The following is a 19,054-nucleotide window of genomic DNA, read 5'->3' as shown; positions in this document are numbered from 1 at the left end:
TACCCGTGATTACAGCTTAAGGATTGCCGTTATGAAATCCACCGTCATCCCCGGCATGCGCTATCGAGATACCTTCGCAGCCATCAACTGGCTCTGCGACGTGCTCGGCTTCGAGCGCAAACTCGTCGTGCCTGATGGCAAAGGCGGCGTGGCGCATGCGGAACTTACGCTTGGCGGCGGTATGATAATGCTCGGCTCGCACCGTGAAAGCGCGAATGACGCACTCTCAGCACCCACCACAACCGGCACACTGACGCAGAACGCATATATCGTAGTAAGCGACATCGATAGCGCATACGATCGCGCGCAATCCGCCGGCGCAAACATTATCTACGAGCTGCAAGAGCAATCATACGGCGGCAGCCTATTCTCCGTTCGCGACCCGGAAGGGCAACTCTGGCATGTAGGATCGTACAATCCATGGGCAGAGCAAGAAGGCAACCCTTGACTGATTGCGGGCGATAATCGCCGGTCAGCCGCCGGTTAACCGCCAAACTCAACAAAATATCGGAAGTCTCGTTCGTCCGCCTGTCGTGCCGTACGTAGGACTATCGCGTAGTCGTCTATGGTATCCTCTATCTTCCAGTCAAGGTTGCTCACGAAGAAAGACACGGCCCGTCTGACACCCGGCAAATTGTAGTCGTCTAAGATCAAAATGCCACCCTTGCGAACAAGTCGTCCAAGATAGAACAGATCAAGGAAGACTCCGTCAAAACGGTGGTTGCCATCAACAAATCCCAGATCGAAACTCCGCCCTTCCTTGAGAAACTGGGGTAGTGCAATCTCTGAGAGCTCAGCGTAATGCTCCACAAACTGCCTGACGCCAGCATCCTCCAGGACTTGCAGCCCACAATCCGAAAATCTCCGGAGTTGGTTGGGATCGAGCACAACATGTCGAGCGCCCGGATTGCCGTTCATAATCAAGCCTTCACAGACATGCAGTGCGGAGACTCCATAGCCAAGACCGATTTCGATCGTATGAACCGCGCCCTCGCGACATACCCACTTTCGCAGAGATTCACCCTCCGCTAGGCTTACTGCTACTGGGAAGATGTTATGCCGCGTTCCATCGGAGCGCGCTACTATAGATCCGTCCCGTGCCAGCCGCTCTATTACCCGCCGCACCTGCATAACGGATGGACTTTTCAACCCGTAAATCGTCCGCCTCCAATGCCTACCTCCCGATCCTTGATAGATGATCTGAAGACTTTGACCAAAGATTTCTACTGAGTTTCACCCGGCTTCTAATAGTAATGCGACTAGCCGGCTTCGCCATCGCCTGAAGTGGCGTTCGTCTCTATATTCTCCTGAGCCGTCCTTATCCACTGCCTGTCTCCGCTCTTGTTCTTGCGACCTCTCATTCGGGACCTGAGTACTATTTTGTTGAACACTTCGTTGGCATCCTGCATGCATCCCATTTTCTTCAGCAACAGGGCGTATCGACAGTTTGCCTCCTCACCGGGATAGTAATTCGCTACTTCCTTGTATTCCCTCAGAGCGTTCCCCTCTTCACCCATAATTTCCAGAGTGCGCGCAAACAACAGGTGTCCCTCCGCATGTCTGAACTCAGGGTGAACCTCGCGCAGCCTGACGAAAGTATTCTTGGCGTCAGAGTATCGTTCATCGAGATAATTCGCATTAGCCAACTCAAGCATCAACTGAGGGTCGTCCTTGTAGATGCCTTTCAAGCAGCCGGTGTAGAGTTCGATAGCTTCCTTGTACTCTCCGACGTTTACGCACTCCCGCGCCAACAACTGCCTGTTCTCCACGCTGTCCAGAAGGGCGAGGCGCTCCCTAAGTTTCGTCATATTGTCAGACGGCGCGATCATTCCTGCTAATTGTGATGACGCCCTGCGACCCGTTGGGCTGTATCGCATTTCCGGCAGGACTTCCACCAATACATAAATCAAGCTCCCAACGACAGGGACGAGGATAATCAGATACATCCAGCGTTCCCTCCCCGTCCTATACGCATGTACGGCAAGAGAAGCCTGAATAAGAAAACTCAAGGCTATGAAGGCTATGTGCATGTCGTCTATACCCTAAAGCCATCTCACGAAGGATAAGTCAAGAAACTTTCTGTAATGCGCACGGTGGGATTAACACGGATGCTCAGGATAATTCCCTTTATCAGAGACGCCCGCTAACGACTCGACACAGCGTCCCCAATCACCGCCCGTACACTAGCGCGAAGGTTCGTGGGTCGGTGGCGGCTAGGTGCCGGCGGTTTTCGGTTTGCCAAGCTTCGGGGATGGGACCGGCATAGGGCGGTTGCTCGAATCGCGGCGGCGATTCGGTTATGCGCGGGTCGTCTTGCTCTTGCAGCACTGCCAGCAGACGGGCGTGCAGGTCTGCGCGGATTTGCTCGTAGTCCGAGTCGTATGCTACGTTGCGCATGTAGTCCGGGTCGTCGCGCAGGTCATACAACTCCTCGCGCGGGCGCTTGCCAAAGCCCAACTGAAACAGCGGCTTAACATCCGCGCGTGCCCGGTTGTATATCATCCAGACTTTCGTCGGTCCTAAGTCCAGATCGCCGTACACTGCCAGGTAATTGTTCAGGATGTCGTCCTTGGACGGCGGCTCTGTGCTGTCGTCGTCCAAGCCGGCGGGATCGCCTGCAGGCCAGCGGTCCGGCTCAAAGTTGTGGATGTACAAGAAGTCGTCGGTGCGAATCGCGCGCTGCGGATACGGCAGGTCGCCCTCTCTGGCGAGCATGTGCCGCTCGCGTCCGGTTACGACGAAATCCCTGCCCTCTTCGATGCGCCCGCTCTCTACGGATTCCAGTAGTGGCACTAGGCTATTTGCTATCATGCCTTCAGGTGCATCGACGCCAGCCGCTTCCATGAAGGTGGGCGCGAGGTCCATCAGGTTCACGAAGTCGCTGATGGTGCGTCCCGGCTCGACATGTCCATGCCAGCGTACTGCCATCGCGACTTCCGTGCCTATGTTGTACAGATTGCACTTCGCGCGCGGGAATCCGGGTATGCCGTGATCGCCACTGACGACAATCAGCGTGTTGTCCAGCTCACCGATTTCTTCAAGCCGCTCGATGATGACGCCGAGTCCTGTATCGAATGCCATGCATTCGCCCAGATAGTCGTTGAAATCTTCACGGACTTCGTGCACATCGGGCAGGAAGTCAGGCATGCGCCCTTTCAAATTGTCCGGGTCTAGTCCCCACAGTTCCTTTCCGGAGCCTTGCTGCCAAGTGCGGTGCGTGTTGGTCGGACCCCACCAGTAGCAGAACGGGCTGCCGTCGTCCCGCGCGGCGAGGAAGCTGTCGAAGTTGCTCCGCGTCTCATCGAAAAGTTCCCGCTTCGCATCGTCTATCGACTGCCCTTTCGGTCTTCCGGTCACTTCCTCGGAGAAGCTATTGAATCGCTTGCCGGCGGATTCGTACATCGTGCGCGCGCCGCCGTATGGCGCGTTGACCGCAAGTCCGGGCGACCAGACCTTGTATGTGTAACCAATATGATAGCCGGCTTCTTCGAGCAACAGTGGGTATGTCGGAATGGATTCGTCCCAGCGCGCGCCGGCGAGAATCGCGCCAAGCCCCGTTTGCCAGAAGTACCTGCCGGACAGAATCGAGCTGCGGCAGGGCGTGCAGCTCGGCGCGGGCACATGCGCGTTCAGGAATAGCGCGCCTTCGTCCGCCATCCTATCGAAGTTCGGCGTCTCGATAAGCTCGTGGATGGTGCTCTCGCCGGGCTGGTTGCGGTACGCGCTGGCATACCTGCCCCAGTCATCCGCAAACGCGAAGACGATGTTCGGTCTCAAGGTGTTTCCTCCTAAACGATGGGCGTGGTGGCCGCTATTCTTAATGTCCTGCCCATCGATGTTAATTCCCTGCCGGACTACGCTAGGTGTTCGTGGATGAACGCGGTCATCTGCTCGAGCGCGGTCTGCGCAACATCGGAGTCGAGATCGCTTAGGACGCCGGTGCCTTCTTCTTCAAAGATTGTTACATCGATATTCCCGCCGGCGTTGCGGTATTGCGCGATGAATTCGTCGAGGTCCGGGCGCGGATGTGATGCTTCGTATGCCCTTGCGACACACAGAGTTGGCGGCAGTTCGGTGCGCTCGCCCGCCGCGAGAATGCGCGCCGGTGCGCCTTCCGCCATCGCCTCTTCGGTAACCCAGTACATATCGTGCATCTTCACGGTGTTCGCGCCGATGGACGCGGGCGGCTTGACATCGTCGCGCAGCCCCTGCGCGTAGTGATAACGTCCGAGCGGATCGATGACCGGCGAGACCATTATGACGCAACCGAGCGTGCCGTCAGCATTGGTCGCGCCGTTGGAGAGCGACAGCGCCGCGTATCGGGCGTCGTTCGGGCGCATGCCGAGCAGCATAGCCTGATGCGCGCCTGACGATGTGCCCATCGCGCCGACCTTATCCGAGATGCCGTTCCAATCGGCGGCATGCGTCTTCGCCCAGCGGACGCCGTAGTGAATGTCCGCAAGCGATGCAGGGTACGATGCCTCCGGCGGCACGCGAAAGTCCAGTGCGACCACGACGACACCGCGCCTTGCGAGGGCTTCGTTAGGGACATTGCCGTTCTCGCGGTCGCCGTTCACCCAAGCGCCGCCGTGCAGTTCGACCATCACGGGGAAGGGACCGCTGCCCTGTGGCTTGAAGACGCGCGCGAGGAATGGCTTATCGCCGTGCCGCAGATATTCCACGTCTTCGATCTGAACTTCGTAAGTGGTTTGTACGCTGGTAGCCATTTTAAGCTCCTTTCAGCCTGCCGCCTGTTTGATATTCGGTATTCAACCTAGACTAGAGCTTTGACGCCGTGTCGTCAATCGCCACTAAAATCAGTCCTTCCGTTGATACGATTTCACAAATCCATAATGTTGTCATTCCGAACGCAGTGAGGAATCTGAAGCATGTCCCTGCGAAGGTAGGGAGCGTTTGCAAGCAATCCTGTTTCCGACTTTAGATTTCTCGCTTCGCTGAAAATGACAAAGATAAATTGTAATTGTGAACGCGCCTTTCTTGTTAGCAGAAATGACAAAACAGGGCTATTGGGTTTATACTCTACGCTATGTCACCTGAATTGCCAGACCGCCGCACCCTGCCACTGTTCCCGCTGAACACTGTGCTGTTTCCGGGCGCATCTTTACCGTTGCAGATTTTCGAGGAGCGGTACAAGCGCCTGCTGCAAGACTGCCTCGACTCGGACGAGCGCTTCGGCATTGTGCTTATCAAGTCCGGCGATGAAGTCGGGCAGCCCGCGATACCGCATCCCATCGGCACGGTGGCGCACATCACGCAGGTGAACGAGATGCGCGGCGACCGCTTTCTAATCGCGGTTACAGGCGAGCGACGTTTCAAGATAAACACCATCACGCGGCATCGTCCGTACATCACCGCGGATGTTTCCATATTGCCGGATGTCGATTCAGAAGAGGCGCGCCCGGAGTCCGAATCCATCCTGCGGCAGTTGAACGAATACCTGAGCCTGATAACCGGGCTGCAAGGTGGCTGGACGAGCGAAGTTCGCACTTCGCGCGATCCTGCGGCGCTGTCGTATTTTATCGCGGAGACGCTGCTAATCGATTTGTCGGAGAAGCAGCAGTTGCTGGAAAAGCCGAGCACGGTGTCGCGGCTCGAAGCCGAAGCCGAAGTGCTGCGTCGCGACATTGACCAACTCCGCGAACGAGTAGCCATCGAACTGCGCGCGAAGTTCAGCCGGCAATAGGACATGGACGTACAGGATGGACGGATATGAGCCTTATCCTGATTATCCTGCCCATCCTGTTAAGTTGCTGCGCGCTTTTAGGTTCTGTTGACATTTGCGTCATTCCCGTGAAAATGGGAATCCAGAACCGTAAATTGGCGCAGTATCGAATCGTTAAGCCACTGGATTCCTGCTTCCGCAGGAATGACGAGCCGAATTTTAGAAATGTCAACACGTCCTAGTTATTGGGCGACCAGGCCGCCGTCTATGACGAGTTCGCTGCCGGTTACGAAGGATGAATCGTCGGATGCTAGGAATAGCACACCGTTGGCGATGTCGTCCACAGTGCCTAGCCTGCCTAGCGGGATGTTCTGGTCGTAGAACTCGCGCATTTCGGGGATGGCAAGCGTTTCTTCGGTCATGGCAGTTACTATCATGCCGGGATGCACGGAGTTGCAGCGGATGTTGTCCGCGGCGTGCTGCAGCGCGGTGGATTTGGTGAGGAGCCGCACGGCACCTTTGCTCGCCTGATACGCCGGAATGCCGTTTCTGCTGCCGATGATACCGGCGATGGACGAAATGTTCACGATGGAACCGCCGCCGGCTTCTTGCAGCGCGGGTATCGCCGCCTTCGTGCCGAGGAATACGCCCTTCGCGTTGACATCCAAAATCGCGTCCCACTGCTCCGATGTCGTGTCTTCAATGCCGGTGCGCCTGCCGAGAATACCCGCGTTGTTCACTAGAATGTCGAGCCTGCCGTAGCGTTCGAGCGCGGTCTGCACGGCTGCGTCCCATTCGTCCGCGCTGGTAACATCGAGCCGGACATAAGTCGCATCGCCGCCGAGTTCGGCTATCTGCGCTTCGACCTGCCTGCCCTCGTCATCGAGCAGGTCTCCGATGACCACCTTCGCGCCTTCTTTGGCGAAGAGCATCGCCTCCGCAGCGCCCTGACCACGCGCGCCGCCGCTAATGAGCGCAACCTTGCCGTCTAGTCGTCCCATGATGTTGCCTCCGTTAGGGTATGTCAGTTAGTTGGTTAGTCAATCAGTCGGTTTGTCAGTTCTTTGCCCCCATCCTAACCTTCACCCGTTGGGGGAAGGAGCTCGCATCCTCCCCATCCTGTTAGATTATTCGTAAATCATCCATTCCAGCAGGTTGTCGTCGGGGTCGCGGGCGTAAAGGCTCACGGCGTTTTTGTGGCGGAGCGCGCCTCGCCGCGGACCGGGACCGGCGATGATTTCAACGCCGGCATCTTGCAGCATCCGCTCGCATTCGGCTTCCGTGCCGTTCCAGACGAAGCAAATGTCCGCACTGCCGGGTACGGCCGTCGGACCGCGCAGTGCGGCTGTGTAGCCTTCCGGATGCACATTTATCTTGGAATCGCCGACTTGTATGGAGAAGATATTCGCCTCGCCGGCGCGCCATTCGGCTTCGTCATTGATGTGAAAGCCCAATCGCTTGTAGAACGCGATGATGCGCTCGGCGTTAGCGGTGGGCATGGCAATGTGGTCGATGCTGACGGTGGACATGTGTGTGCTCCCCTTCATTCGCGCGGGCAGGATGCCGGTGGCGCCTGCCGTTAGGTTACAACGCAACGCGCGAATGCACAACAGGGGCAATTAACATCGATGGACAGAATGGGGTAGTATGGGGCTACTTCGCCGTTACGCGCAGGGAGTATGACGCGGGCTGGTAGGTTTGATGGGTGGTGGGGGCTACTACTAGGACGGCGTAGTTTAAGAGGCTCCCGAAGCCTTCGATAGTGAAACTATTGCGGCGCGCGTGGCGCACGGAAACGCTGCCGTCTGTGGCGAATTCGATGATTTGCAGCGCGAAGGTTTGCGGCAAGGAGTTGTCGATACGCCGGAAGCCGTGCGCTTGCCAATCGCCGTCTGATTCCACATCGTCGGTGAAGCCAATCTCCGGAATGACGATGTCGTCTAGCAGTATGCCGCCTAGGTTCACGCCTTCGTCAGTAATGTACTCGAAGCGCAGCAGCATGCTGTCCATGCCCGCGTATCTGGACAAGTCCATGCGCTCTTGCACCCATTCAGCGCTTTCGCTGGTATTGGCACTATCACCGCTACCGCCTTTGCCGCTAATGCCGGTGATGCCTGCGCCGTAGTTTGCGCCCAGCGGATCGTGGCGTGTGGTGTGTTCGCCGTCTAAGGTCGTCCAAGTATCGCCGCCGTCGGTGGACACGCTCGCGTATGCGTAGTCCCAGTCTTCTTCGATGTCGTGCCACATCCAGAACTCCAGCGTCGCTGCGTCCACTCCGGACAAGTCGAGTTCGCGAGTCAATGTGGAGTCGATAGAGTCGCCGTTGTTGCCCCACCAGCAATATCGCCCGCTGCGACACTTTGCCGCCACTTGCGCAACAGTCGCATCGCCGCTGAAATCAACCTGCGCGTCGCCGGATGTAAGGCGCAGTTCGAAGTATCGCGCGGTGAGTTGCGGCTGCGTGGTCGATATATCATAGTCGCCGCTGACACGACGCGCGCCGCCTAGCTGCACGCTCCGGTCCGGGTAACGATACTTTGCCAGCGATTTGGCATCATCGCCAAGCGCCATGCCGTCCAGCCTGCCGTCTAGGTAATTCGCCACCGTCCAATCCGCGAAAACATCCGCGAAGTTTGGCCCGTACTGAGACAGATAGCGTTCCACGCCGTTCACACCGTCAAGCGGTTCACGCGCAAGTTCGCCTAGTTTCGCTGCGCCGCCGTAATGCACCATCAGGTATTCGATGAACAGGGTCGCGCCGCCATAGTGCGGCAACGTGTCTCGCGGCTCGTCGGGCCAGTAGTTCAACTGCGCCTCCGGGCGCGCCATGAATATGTCCACAAAGCTCGCCTGAAATCCCGCAGTCTGCGTCGCCACCTCGGAAAAGCCTTCGTTTATCCACACATCTTCTCCCAGGTCCAAGTTCCAGTGCGCCGCATGCTGAAATTCGTGCGCCAACACGCTGAAGTACGGCTCGACACCCGGAAGCAGCCACGAGCCGTCCATCACAATCATTTCAGATTGGTTGCTGCGCGGATGCGTTGAGCGCGGGTACGAGTCGCTTGACGAGAAGTAGCCTGCCGCAGCACGGAGCGGCGTGTGCAGCACGACGAGATGCGGATCGCCGTCCACGCCGGGCTTCCAAATATCGCCGATAGCGTCCACGATAGGCGGGCGAATGTCTTGCTCGAACACGGCAGCGGTGCGCTCCAGCTGCTGCTCTGTCAGCTCGGTCTCAACATCGGCGTACCAGTACGCATTCTCGCTAATCGCGAGCAGCCGCGCCTCGACCGTGTAGAAACGCCGATCTATCAGGTCGGTGACGAAGAACTCTCTCGTATGCCCAACCTCGCAGCAATTCGGGTCGGGCGGCAGCGTACGAGTCAGCGGCGCGCCGTCAGCATCGACCATGCGGTATCGCTGCGCCAACGCGAATAGATCGCGCACCGGTGGTTCAGGCGGCGTAGGCGATACGAGCGGCGATGGCGATGGTGCGGCAGGCGTGGGCGATATTGCAAGTGGAGGAATGGAAGTGGCGGGTGGCAAAGGCGTGGGCAGGGCGGTCGGCACGGCGATAGTCGCAGTTGATGTGGCACCGACGGCAATACCAGTCGCAGGCGTCGGTGTCGCGGCGACTTCCGCAGGTCCGCGCTCGCACGCCGTCAACAATAGCGCAACCATTGCGCCCGCCAACATCAACGCCAATCTGCTCATGCTTGCCCCATCCTAACCTTCCCCCGCATGGGGAAGTAAGTCTATTCCCATCCTACCATCCTACCCATCCTGTTAAACGCCCCATGTAGTATCATGTTAGCGGTGTGAGACCATCCATCCACAGCACGGGCATTCGTGAGGGGCATCGACGACAATGTTCAGACGCTTTGGCGTGAGTGTAGGCATCTTGCTCATCTTGCTGTTCACAGGCACGGTGGGCTATGTGCTGCTGGAAGGCTGGACTTGGCTTGACGCGCTGTATATGACCATCATCACATTCACCACGGTCGGCTATAACGAGATATACCCGCTGTCCACTGCGGGGCGCATCTTCAACATCTTCCTGATTGTCGGCGGCGTGGCGGCGATGCTGTACTTTTTGACCGCGTTGATGAGCCATATCGTAGAGGAAGAAATCTTCGCGGTGTTCGTGCGGAGGCGCAGAATGGGAAGGACACTGGCAAGTATGAGACGGCACTACCTGCTATGCGGATTCGGTCGCGTTGGCAAAGAGGTCGCGCGCGCGTTCGCAGCGGAGGGCGTGGACTTCATCGTGGTGGACGCTGACGAGAGCAGCATCGCGGAGGCACAGCAACTAGGCTACGCCTACATTCAGGGCAACGCGACGGAGGACGATGTGCTGCACGCGGCGGGTATTGGGCACGCGCGTGGACTTGTCGCGGTAACCGGCAACGACAGTGACAATGTGTACATCACGCTGTCGGCGCGCGGGCTGAATGATAAGTTGCAGGTGGTTGCGAGAACGAGCGACATCGCGAACGAGAATAAACTCCGGCGCGCCGGCGCAGACAAGGTAATTTCACCGTTGGAAATCGGCGGACGGCGCATCGCCATATCCGCTGTCCGCCCGCTCGCTGCCGACTTTGCCGACTCAATGCTGCGAGGCACGCACAACGAAAACCTGCGCTTCGCCGAGATTACCATAGACGGGTCGTCCGCGCTGTCCGGCACTGCCATCGAGGAAGTAGTACGCCGATCGAATGTCGAAGTGCTAGGTTTGCGCCAAGCAGACGGCGAGATGGTAGCCGCGCCCGGCAGGCAAATCGCTCTAACCCCGGGAGACACTATTTTCGTAATAGGTGGCAGGGATGCGGTCTAGGCGCTGGACGGCGCACCATAGCGGAACTTGCATCCTGCTATCATGCTTATCTATGTTAGATAAATCATGCTATTATGACTGGCAGGCTCTTGTATTCACTTCGCAGAACATTTCTCGCCAAAGGAGGTACGGACATGGCTACAAATAGCTACACAGACTCGGATGTGAAGGAACTGGTGCGCGAACGCTATGGCAGGTTGGCGCAGAATGCGGACATCACAACGGACACCACGAATGAGGATTGCTGCGATGACAGTTGCTGCGGCAATGAACTCACCACTAAGAACCAGCTTTACGAGATCGACCAGCTGGAAGGGCTGCCGGGCGAAGCGCTGTTGGCGTCTGCGGGTTGCGGCAACCCAACCGCTATCGGCGACCTGGACGCCGGCGAGACTGTCGTGGACTTTGGCAGCGGCGGTGGCATAGACTGCTTCATCGCGGCGAAGGCAGTCGGCGAGTCGGGCAGGGTTGTCGGCATCGACATGACCCCCGATATGATCAACCTCGCCCGTAAGAACGCGCAGACGCTCGGGCTGGACAATGTGGAGTTCCACCTTGCGGAGATGGAAAGCACGCCGCTCGAAGACGACTCTGTGGATGTGATTATATCCAACTGTGTCATCAACCTCGCGCCGGACAAAGACGCGGTATTCCGCGAGGCATACCGCATCCTGAAGCCGGGCGGAAGGATGTTCATATCGGACATGGTGCTGACCGCGCCTCTTCCCGCTCACGCTACCGCAGACGCAGAGAATTGGGTGCAGTGCCTGTCCGGCGCCGAGCCGCAGGATGTCTATATGGGCAGGATGTCGAGCGCGGGCCTGTCGGACATCGACATCATGGATTCCAAGCCATGGAAGGGCGAAGAAGAGTGGGCATCTCGCGTGCACAGCGCGAACATCAAGGCGTATAAGCCAGCATAGGTAGTGGCCGGCGTAGGCGTTGGATGCAGGACTGAGGAACCGCTTGTCCCATTCCATCCATCGTGTGCATCGATGTAAAGTGAAACGGACAGGGTTTCGGGGCTAATGCCCTTCTGCCCTGTCCGTTTTGCTTGTCAGCGTCTAGCATTAGATGGTGGCTAGGCTACGGCTACGCCGTTCGACTGGACGCCGTTGGCGTGAGCGCCATTGGAGTGGGCGCCGTTTTGCTGCTGCTGGCGCTTGCTTGCCTCTACTTCAAGGTTTAGCGCGTCGATGCCGCGCCGCACTTGGCTTAAAATGTCAGCGAGCTGCTCTTCTAGGTTGAACAGCACTTCACGGGCGTAGCTATCGGCGCCGTCTCGACGTGCCAGCGACACGTTTTCCGCCTCGCTGATGATGCGGTACGCCTTGCGCTGCGCTTCCTGCAAGACTTGCTGCGACTCGTAGCCAGCCTGCTCCTGCATCTCCTGCGAGAGTTCCTCGGCGCGTTTTAGCACCGACGACTCGCCGACCTTCGAGTGGTACTCGGCTTCCGCCTGATCGGTGAGCTTGTGCGACTCTTCCTCGGCGCTGGTGCGAATGCGCTTCGCCTCCAGATACGCCTGATTGAGGATGCTTTCCTTCATGCGGATGACTTCGCCCGCCTCGCGCACATCATCGCTCATATCGATATTGCCGAGCTGGTTGCTCATATTCAACAGGCTGTCGGCGTCAACCATCACCTTGCCGCGGAAACCTGGCACACGCGTACCCGAATTCGCCATCGCCCTGAGCTGGTCTGCAATCTGTGGTGTCTGCAATTTATCCTCCTCTACGAGTTCTTGAGCCTTTAGGTTGTCTATCCGTCCGTGTCTATATCAATCCGTGAATCGCCGTGAATTGCTCTGTAATTGTCCCTTCCCCCTTGATGGCCCGCCTTGATGGGAAAATGGTAAGTAAGGAGACAAGAAATTCCGCCCGGCAGTGCAATCTATGTTCTTCCCAACTTCTCGTTCAGCGCTGCCAGCACGGGTGGCGGAATCAGGTTTTCTATCCTGCCGCCGAGCTGCGCCACCTCCTTGATACGGCTCGAATGGACGAACTGGTTTTCCAGCGCGGTCATAAGGCATACGACATCGATGCCGGGGTCGACGTTGCGCCACATCAGCGCCATCTCGAACTCCATCTCGAAGTCCACGCCCGCGCGCAGCCCTCTGATGATGAAGCCGGCGTCCACGCTGCGCGCCACCGCGGGCGCAAGTCCGGTGAACGGCACCACGCGCACATTGTCCAAGTGCGGTATGGACTGCTTGAATAGTTTCACTCGCTCTTCGGTCGTGAACATCAGCGTCTTCGTGGGCGGCGCGTCGTACACGGCAATTATTAGCTCATCGAACAACTGAGACGCCCTAGTCGCTATGTCAACATGCCCGTTGTGCGCCGGGTCGAAACTGCCAGGGTATATCGCCCTACGCATTGAACCCTCCAATTCCATAAATGGATATTGCAGTATCGCCGTATCGCCGCCGCGTCAGCAGCGACAGCCTGCCGTATTCGTCCGCCATCGCCAGATTGTGCCGGTGCTCGGCGACCACAATGCCGCCGTCGTCCAACATTCCGGAGCGGTTCAGCGCAGCCATCAGCCTGTCCCAGTCGTCCTGCGCGTACGGCGGGTCCGCGAAGACCAGCCCATACCCGCCTGACAAAGATTCCACGATGCGCTCCGCTCTGCCCTGATGCACCGCCCCGCGCTCGGTCAAGCCCAGCGTTGCCAGCGCCTCCCTGATGTGTCCGCAGCGCCGCGCATTCGTTTCCACGAAGTCCACGCTTGCCGCGCCTCTGCTCAATGCATCAAGACCAAGCGCTCCGCTGCCGGCGTACAGGTCGAGCGCCCGTGCGCCCTGCACCGCATCCGTTCCCAGAATCGAGAATATCGCGCTCTTTACCCTGTCGGCGGTCGGCCTGAAGTCTGCCCCTCTCGGCAGCCTGAACCTGCGACCGCGGTGTTCGCCGCCTGTAATCCGCAGGGTCAAGACCGTGTACCTCATTGCGCGCTGTGCGCTCTGACTAGCTGCTTCTCAATCCGTGCGTCAACACTAGCACGCTCCGATTTAGCCAATAAAGGACTTTTTCAGTCATTTTTCGGGAAACTGTTTATGTTTTTGCCAAACCCATGGCAGAATGGACGGGATATTGAGTATCAGATGTGTCTTGTCCATCCTGTCTATCCTGTTAGGTATTCTGATAGAATGTTTGAGACATTCAACGGGCGGTAAGCAATGACGCAGTCGGAAAACGAACTATTTCAGGTGCGGCTCGACAAGCTGGAGCGCATACGGCAGCGCGGCGTCGATCCATACCCGCACAACTACGATAGGACGCACACCAGCGCGCAGGCTGAGGCACTGTTCGCGCAGGCTGAGGCATCGCAGCCGGAAAACGCGCGCACCGAGCCGGTATCCGTGGCGGGACGCATCGTCGCGTTTCGCGGCATGGGCAGGGCGTCGTTCGCCGATTTGCTTGACGGCGATGGGCGCATACAGGTGATGTTCCGCCGCAACGCGCTGCCCGGCGCCTACGAAACGCTGGACGACCTAGATATCGGCGACTGGCTTGGTGTGCAGGGCCCCTTGTTCCGCACGCGCACTGGGCAGGTTACCGTTGAGGCGCAGGACTTCACACTGCTGTGCAAGTCACTGCGGCCGCTGCCGGAAAAGTGGCACGGATTGCAGGATGTGGAAATCCGATTTCGCCAGCGATACCTAGACCTGATAGCGAATCCGGAAGCGCGGCGGGTCGCCGTTATGCGCAGCCGCATAGTCAGCGCGGTGCGCCGCTTCATGGAAGGGCGCGGATACATCGAAGTCGAAACGCCAACGCTTGTGCCAATCGCCGCCGGCGGTATGGCGCACCCGTTCATCACTCACCACAACATGCTTGGCAGAGACCTGTACCTGCGTATCGCCACTGAGCTGCACCTGAAGCGACTCATCGTGGGCGGCTTAGAGCGCGTCTTTGAAGTGGGCAAGATATTCCGCAACGAAGGGTTGGACATGACGCACAACCCGGAGTTCACTTCGATGGAAAGCTACGAAGCGTTCGCCGATTACAACGATGTGATGGAGATGGTCGAGCAGATGGTGTACGGCGCGGCGATGGATGTGCTCGGCACGCCGGTCGTGGAATATGACGGTGAGACTATTGACTTCACGCCGCCATGGCCTCGCCTCAGTTTGCTTGAGCAGATACGCGAGCACAGCGGCATAGACTTCCTGGATCATCCGGACATAGAATCTATGAAGACGGCGATGGCGGACATCGGTATTGATGTTAGCCAGCAGCTGAGCTGGCCCGGCTTGATGGACAAGCTCATATCTTCGCGCGTGGAAGAAACGCTGCGCCAGCCTTGTTTCCTCGTGGACTATCCGGTGGAAATGTCGCCGCTCGCCAAGAAGAAGGCGGACGACCCGCGCCTTGTGGAGCGCTTCGAAGGCTTTGTCGCCGGCATGGAGATATGCAACGCCTTCACCGAGCTGAACGACCCGGTTGACCAGCGCCGCCGCTTCGAGGAACAAGAGGCTTTACGCGCGCAGTTTGCCGGTGAGGAGACGGACAGGCTAGACGAAGATTTCCTGATAGCGATCGAACACGGCATGCCGCCGACGGGCGGGCTTGGCATCGGCATAGACCGGCTCGCCATGCTGTTCTCCGGGCACAAGACCATCCGCGAAGTTGTGCTATTCCCGCAGATGCGCTGAGATAAGCAAACATCCATATCGCCCAACATCCATATCGCAGTGAGAGGCAACGCAAGATGATGCTAGAAATGGGTTTTCAGATAATATCCTGTCCGGTGTGCGGCGGGCCGACGGCGATCGTGCTGCCCTACGATGACGCCGCGTTCATCGTGACCGAGATGCCCTATCTGGAAATCGACCCCGAAGCCTGCTGGCACGAAGACCTACAAGACCGCATCACCTGCCCCGAAGGCCACACCTTCTACGTGTACGCGTATTAGATGGAAAGCAGGGAGGTCATACGGCGACTCAGGCGTGATGGTTGGAGCCTGAGAAACATGAGTGGCAGCCACCACCATTTCACGCATCCCCAAAAGCCGGGAGTCGTCTCAGTGCAGCATCCCCGAAGGGACATTCCTATCGGCACGCTACGTAGCATATTCAGACAGGCAGACTGGGATTGGAGAACACGATGACACTCTACCCTATCGTAATTCACAAGGACCCTGACAGCGACTACGGGGTAACAGTGCCGGATCTGCCGGGTTGCTTTTCTGCAGGCGTTACGATGGAAGAGGCGATGGCGATGGCGCAGGAAGCCATTCTCGGACACATCGAGACTTTGCTCATGGACAGCCAGCCTATTCCTGAAATGCTGCCCATAGAAGCGCACATGTCGGACGAATTCTACGCTGACGGCATTTGGGCAGTCATCGAAGTTGATCTGTCGGTGTTAGCGGTTGCCGTTCAGCCTCACGCCTAGTGCAGTCCGGCGCGTCCCGAACAGATGCCCCTACCACGATACGAAGCCGCGCTTGATACACCCTATTCGCAGAAACACATTGGTAGTCTTGCTCTGCGGAACGTCAATACTTTTACAGCGCGCTCTCCGATGATGGCAATCCGCGCATCGGCACGCTGTTTGAGGCGCTCGATACGCTGAATATATGGCTTGCCCTTTTGCGCTGAATCGCCGCGCTTATTCGGGAGTTCTACGGCTCAACATTGCCGCTAGCACGCCTGCTATCAGCCCGAACAGGTGCCCTTCCCACGATATGAAGCCGCCTTGCGGGAGCGCGCCGAGGAATATGCTGACGCCGTACACGAACAGCACTAGCGCAGCGACGCCGACAGTTACGATGCTGCGCCTGAACCAGCCGAGCGCGACCAGATAACCGAAGTATCCGAAAACAAGCCCACTCGCGCCGATGTGCACCGCCGGACGCCCGAACAGCCACACCAACGTTCCGCCAAGCAGCACCACGAATATCGACACACCGATAAGCGATTTGACACCGCGTAGCGCCACCAAGCCGCCCAATATCAGCAGCGCCAGCGTGTTCGACCAAATATGCCCGAATCCGGCATGCAGCAACGGCGACATCAGTATGCTCTGAATGACACGCCAGATATACGATGGGCTGAAGCTAATATTGCCGATTTCGCGCAGCACCGACACAAATTCGTACGGCAGCGCGATGGGTCGTATCCCTTGACGGTTCAGCTCGCCGTCAAGCAACCACCAATTCACCAAGAACACGCCCCAGATGACCACCACGAACACTAGCAGCAGCAGCAGCGCGACAAAGCTGTTCTTCACCTGCGTCATCCGCCGTCCTCCGACCTCATGAGTACATCGCCCCCACCCTATCCGTCCTGTTAGATACGCCGCAAACTACGGCATGTTGTCGATTTGCACGGGTTCGATGTCATCTGCTAGCTCGAAGTTGAAGACGCGCGAATAGAAGTACAGTTCCGCTTCCAGTGCGCGGCGGATGTTCTTCGCTTGGCGGAAGCCGTGCTGCTCGCCTTCGAATGTCAGGTACGCGACGGGCAGCCCCTTGTCCCGCAGCGCGTCCACCATCATCTCCGCCTGGTTGGGAGGCACGATCTCGTCTTCCAGCCCTTGCAGCACAATCATCGGCGCGGACAGTCCGTCGGTGTGGTTGATGGGCGAGCGTTCGTGGTATCGTTCGACCTGCTGCGGGTAGCGCCCGACCAGCGAGTCCATATAGCGCGATTCGAACTTGTGGGTGTCGCGCACCAGCGCTTCGATGTCGCTGACTCCGTAGTGGCTCGCGCCGGCGCTGAATGTGTCGCGCGTGGTGAGCGCGAGCAGCGTGGTGAACCCGCCCGCGCTGCCACCGCGCACGATGAGCCGCTCGGCGTCCGCAAGCCCTTGCTGCACGAGATAGTTCGCTCCGTTGATGCAGTCGTCCACATCGACGATGCCCCAACTATCGTTCAGTCGCCGCCTGTACTCCGTGCCGAAGCCGGTGCTGCCGCCGTAGTTCACATCCAGCACAGCGAATCCGCGACTCGTCCAGAACTGCTTGCGGAGGTCGAGCGACGAATCCGCCGCGCTGGTAGGTCCGCCGTGGCTTATGACTATGAGCGGAGGCTTTTCGTCTTCAGGCGCGGCGTAGTCTTCGTTCGCCGGCGGGTAGTAGAAGGCATGCGCCGTCAGTCCATTAGTCGTTGGGAACTCGATCGCCTGCGCTTCCGACAAGTAGCCCGTGCCCGGTGTCGCATCGCTGCTGCTGCGAAGGCGCGCGGTGCTGCTGTCCGTAAGGTCGTGGCGCATCATCGTCATGGGCATCGTAGGCGAGCCTGCGGTGAACGCGACCTGTTTTGCGGACACATGCAGCGTTCCGACATCGCTGTATGGCGTGGGCACGGTCGTCAGTGTGCCGTTTGCCGTGTCGATGTCTCCGATGTACCATTCGCCCGCCTGCGTGTATGTGCAGATAATGCGCTCTTCGGACGCGAAGCCGTATGTGCTAAGCCCGAACACCCACGCCGGTCTGCCGAACTCTTTGCCTATCGCGTCCGCCTCGCACATCGGCACTGCGTTTTCGAAATTAGCGTCGCAGCGGTAGATGTTCCACCAGCCGTTGCGGTCGGATACAAAGTGCAGCACGCCGCCCGGCGACCAAGACGGCTGGAAGATAGACTCGTCCACGCCGCCCGCGATTAGCCGATGTTCGCCAAGAGTTCCGTCGTCTTGTATTGCGGCGACCCACAGCTCGCAGCCGTCCCAAGGCATGTTCGGGTGATTCCACGACAACCACGCGAGCGTGGAGCCGTCCGGACTGACGCGCGGTGTCGAATAGAATGACGCGCCGGACACGAGGACGCGGCTGCCGCCGCGCGCCAAGTCGATGGCGACGACGGTGTTGACCGCCTCGCGCCACGCAGACGAGTGGTCTTCGCGCACGCAGACAATGATGCCGTGCTGTTCGCACGCATCACCGTCGGTGTATCGCATATCAATCTCAGGCGTAACGGGCTGCGGCTCTCCGATAGCGCCGTCTGCGGCAATGGTCTGCCTGTACAGACGTTGGTCCGCGAAATTGCTGAAATATACGGCGCTGTTGCCGCCGTCCGAATCCGCGACGCAGAAGGAGGCGCCGCCGTATTCGTGGACGCGGGTGCGCGCGCTAAATCCGGTCGGTGTAACATCGCTGACCGTGCCGTCCGGAGTGCGCCGCACAACGACATTGCGCGCGTTGTCTGCGGGCCGCAGTTCCGTCCAATATATATCGTCGCCATGCAGCGCAACATCGCCAATGCCAATGCTATCCGCCACAATCAGCTCCGTGGTAATGGGCGATCCCCAAGAGCCATACGGGGCTATGTTCTTCTCATCAGTCATAATCAAGTGCACCTCACGCGGTTGTATTCAGTCGATATGTCCCTAAACATTCTATCCCATGTGCCGCAATCAAATAGGCGCGCAGCAATTTCAGAATTCTCGCTATGCTCGACTTGACATGGGCAAGCAAGCGAGATTATCTCATCCTGCCCATCATGTCCATCTATGTTAGCCCTTACGCACCGTCATTGTGCTACCATTGCATTCAGGCGGGCAATTGGAACTTACAATATGTCCATCACC

At 58.3% G+C, this 19,054-nt stretch carries 20 protein-coding genes; 8 read left to right on the top strand and 12 right to left on the bottom strand.

The features are described 5' to 3' along the window. The first annotated feature begins 31 nt into the window (after window positions 1–31). The gene (locus tag F4X57_08315) at window positions 32–448 is read left to right on the top strand and encodes a glyoxalase (GenBank protein MYC07159.1); all 417 of its coding nucleotides are present in this window, start codon (window positions 32–34) and stop codon (window positions 446–448) included. A 35-nt stretch (window positions 449–483) separates the two neighbouring features. Here the strand turns inward: F4X57_08315 and F4X57_08310 are convergent, their stop codons facing one another. From F4X57_08310 to F4X57_08295, 4 genes are all read right to left on the bottom strand, one after another. Further along, the gene (locus F4X57_08310) at window positions 484–1,149 is read right to left on the bottom strand and encodes a class I SAM-dependent methyltransferase (GenBank protein MYC07158.1); all 666 of its coding nucleotides are present in this window, start codon (window positions 1,147–1,149) and stop codon (window positions 484–486) included. A gap of 110 nt (window positions 1,150–1,259) precedes the next feature. Then, window positions 1,260–1,946: a hypothetical protein gene (locus F4X57_08305; GenBank protein ID MYC07157.1), complete on the bottom strand. Its 687-nt coding sequence runs from the start codon at window positions 1,944–1,946 to the stop codon at window positions 1,260–1,262. Between the two features lie 223 nt (window positions 1,947–2,169). Next, on the bottom strand, window positions 2,170–3,843 hold the full coding sequence (locus F4X57_08300) for a sulfatase (GenBank protein MYC07156.1): 1,674 nt from the start codon (window positions 3,841–3,843) through the stop codon (window positions 2,170–2,172). Between the two features lie 11 nt (window positions 3,844–3,854). Beyond that, window positions 3,855–4,727: an alpha/beta hydrolase gene (locus F4X57_08295; protein ID MYC07155.1), complete on the bottom strand. Its 873-nt coding sequence runs from the start codon at window positions 4,725–4,727 to the stop codon at window positions 3,855–3,857. 320 nt (window positions 4,728–5,047) lie between these two features. Here F4X57_08295 and F4X57_08290 point away from each other — a divergent pair, with 320 nt between their 5' ends. Then, a complete protein-coding gene (locus tag F4X57_08290; protein ID MYC07154.1) occupies window positions 5,048–5,704 on the top strand; it encodes a peptidase S16 in 657 nt (218 codons plus the stop codon). Between the two features lie 221 nt (window positions 5,705–5,925). Here F4X57_08290 and F4X57_08285 read toward each other — a convergent pair whose 3' ends face one another. The 3 genes from F4X57_08285 to F4X57_08275 all read right to left on the bottom strand — a co-directional run bounded on the left by F4X57_08285 (window position 5,926) and on the right by F4X57_08275 (window position 9,397). Next, window positions 5,926–6,684: a glucose 1-dehydrogenase gene (locus F4X57_08285; protein MYC07153.1), complete on the bottom strand. Its 759-nt coding sequence runs from the start codon at window positions 6,682–6,684 to the stop codon at window positions 5,926–5,928. A gap of 126 nt (window positions 6,685–6,810) precedes the next feature. Continuing rightward, on the bottom strand, window positions 6,811–7,278 hold the full coding sequence (locus F4X57_08280) for a hypothetical protein (GenBank protein ID MYC07152.1): 468 nt from the start codon (window positions 7,276–7,278) through the stop codon (window positions 6,811–6,813). 58 nt (window positions 7,279–7,336) lie between these two features. Continuing rightward, window positions 7,337–9,397, bottom strand: coding sequence for a hypothetical protein (locus tag F4X57_08275; protein MYC07151.1), 2,061 nt, complete (start codon window positions 9,395–9,397; stop codon window positions 7,337–7,339). A 154-nt stretch (window positions 9,398–9,551) separates the two neighbouring features. Between F4X57_08275 and F4X57_08270 the strand changes: the two genes are divergently transcribed. Further along, window positions 9,552–10,517 (top strand): potassium channel protein, encoded by a 966-nt coding sequence (locus tag F4X57_08270; protein ID MYC07150.1) that lies wholly within the window; start codon window positions 9,552–9,554, stop codon window positions 10,515–10,517. A gap of 74 nt (window positions 10,518–10,591) precedes the next feature. Then, entirely contained in the window at window positions 10,592–11,440 is an 849-nt protein-coding gene (gene arsM / locus F4X57_08265) for an arsenite methyltransferase (GenBank protein MYC07149.1), read from the top strand. 158 nt (window positions 11,441–11,598) lie between these two features. Here arsM and F4X57_08260 read toward each other — a convergent pair whose 3' ends face one another. The 3 genes from F4X57_08260 to rsmD form a co-directional block, all read right to left on the bottom strand. After that, a complete protein-coding gene (locus F4X57_08260) occupies window positions 11,599–12,240 on the bottom strand; it encodes a hypothetical protein (protein MYC07148.1) in 642 nt (213 codons plus the stop codon). 170 nt (window positions 12,241–12,410) lie between these two features. Then, window positions 12,411–12,896, bottom strand: a complete 486-nt coding sequence (gene coaD, locus F4X57_08255; protein MYC07147.1) for a pantetheine-phosphate adenylyltransferase — start codon at window positions 12,894–12,896, stop codon at window positions 12,411–12,413. Continuing rightward, window positions 12,889–13,467 (bottom strand): 16S rRNA (guanine(966)-N(2))-methyltransferase RsmD, encoded by a 579-nt coding sequence (rsmD, locus tag F4X57_08250; GenBank protein ID MYC07146.1) that lies wholly within the window; start codon window positions 13,465–13,467, stop codon window positions 12,889–12,891. The genes coaD and rsmD overlap by 8 nt, the downstream gene beginning before the upstream one ends. Window positions 13,468–13,698: 231 nt before the next feature. On the opposite strand from rsmD, the gene lysS reads away from it, so the two are divergent. The 4 genes from lysS (at window position 13,699) to F4X57_08230 (ending at window position 15,919) form a co-directional block, all read left to right on the top strand. Next, on the top strand, window positions 13,699–15,177 hold the full coding sequence (gene lysS, locus F4X57_08245; protein MYC07145.1) for a lysine--tRNA ligase: 1,479 nt from the start codon (window positions 13,699–13,701) through the stop codon (window positions 15,175–15,177). Window positions 15,178–15,245: 68 nt separating this feature from the next. After that, window positions 15,246–15,437 (top strand): hypothetical protein, encoded by a 192-nt coding sequence (locus tag F4X57_08240; protein ID MYC07144.1) that lies wholly within the window; start codon window positions 15,246–15,248, stop codon window positions 15,435–15,437. After that, window positions 15,438–15,632 carry a type II toxin-antitoxin system HicA family toxin gene (locus F4X57_08235; GenBank protein ID MYC07143.1) on the top strand — a complete coding sequence of 65 codons (195 nt, stop codon included), beginning with the start codon at window positions 15,438–15,440 and terminating at the stop codon, window positions 15,630–15,632. Continuing rightward, the gene (locus tag F4X57_08230) at window positions 15,629–15,919 is read left to right on the top strand and encodes a HicB family protein (protein MYC07142.1); all 291 of its coding nucleotides are present in this window, start codon (window positions 15,629–15,631) and stop codon (window positions 15,917–15,919) included. Before F4X57_08235 ends, F4X57_08230 begins: the two co-directional genes overlap by 4 nt. Before the next feature lie 216 nt (window positions 15,920–16,135). Here F4X57_08230 and F4X57_08225 read toward each other — a convergent pair whose 3' ends face one another. Continuing rightward, the gene (locus F4X57_08225; GenBank protein ID MYC07141.1) at window positions 16,136–16,765 is read right to left on the bottom strand and encodes a rhomboid family intramembrane serine protease; all 630 of its coding nucleotides are present in this window, start codon (window positions 16,763–16,765) and stop codon (window positions 16,136–16,138) included. A 66-nt stretch (window positions 16,766–16,831) separates the two neighbouring features. Then, window positions 16,832–18,811 carry a S9 family peptidase gene (locus tag F4X57_08220; protein MYC07140.1) on the bottom strand — a complete coding sequence of 660 codons (1,980 nt, stop codon included), beginning with the start codon at window positions 18,809–18,811 and terminating at the stop codon, window positions 16,832–16,834. Window positions 18,812–19,054: the final 243 nt, after the last annotated feature.

The sequence above is a fragment of the Chloroflexota bacterium genome, from assembly GCA_009840355.1.
In the GTDB taxonomy this organism is placed as follows: Bacteria; Chloroflexota; Dehalococcoidia; order Lucifugimonadales; family JADFKI01; genus Bin90.
This window is presented reverse-complemented; position numbering and strand designations above follow the sequence as displayed.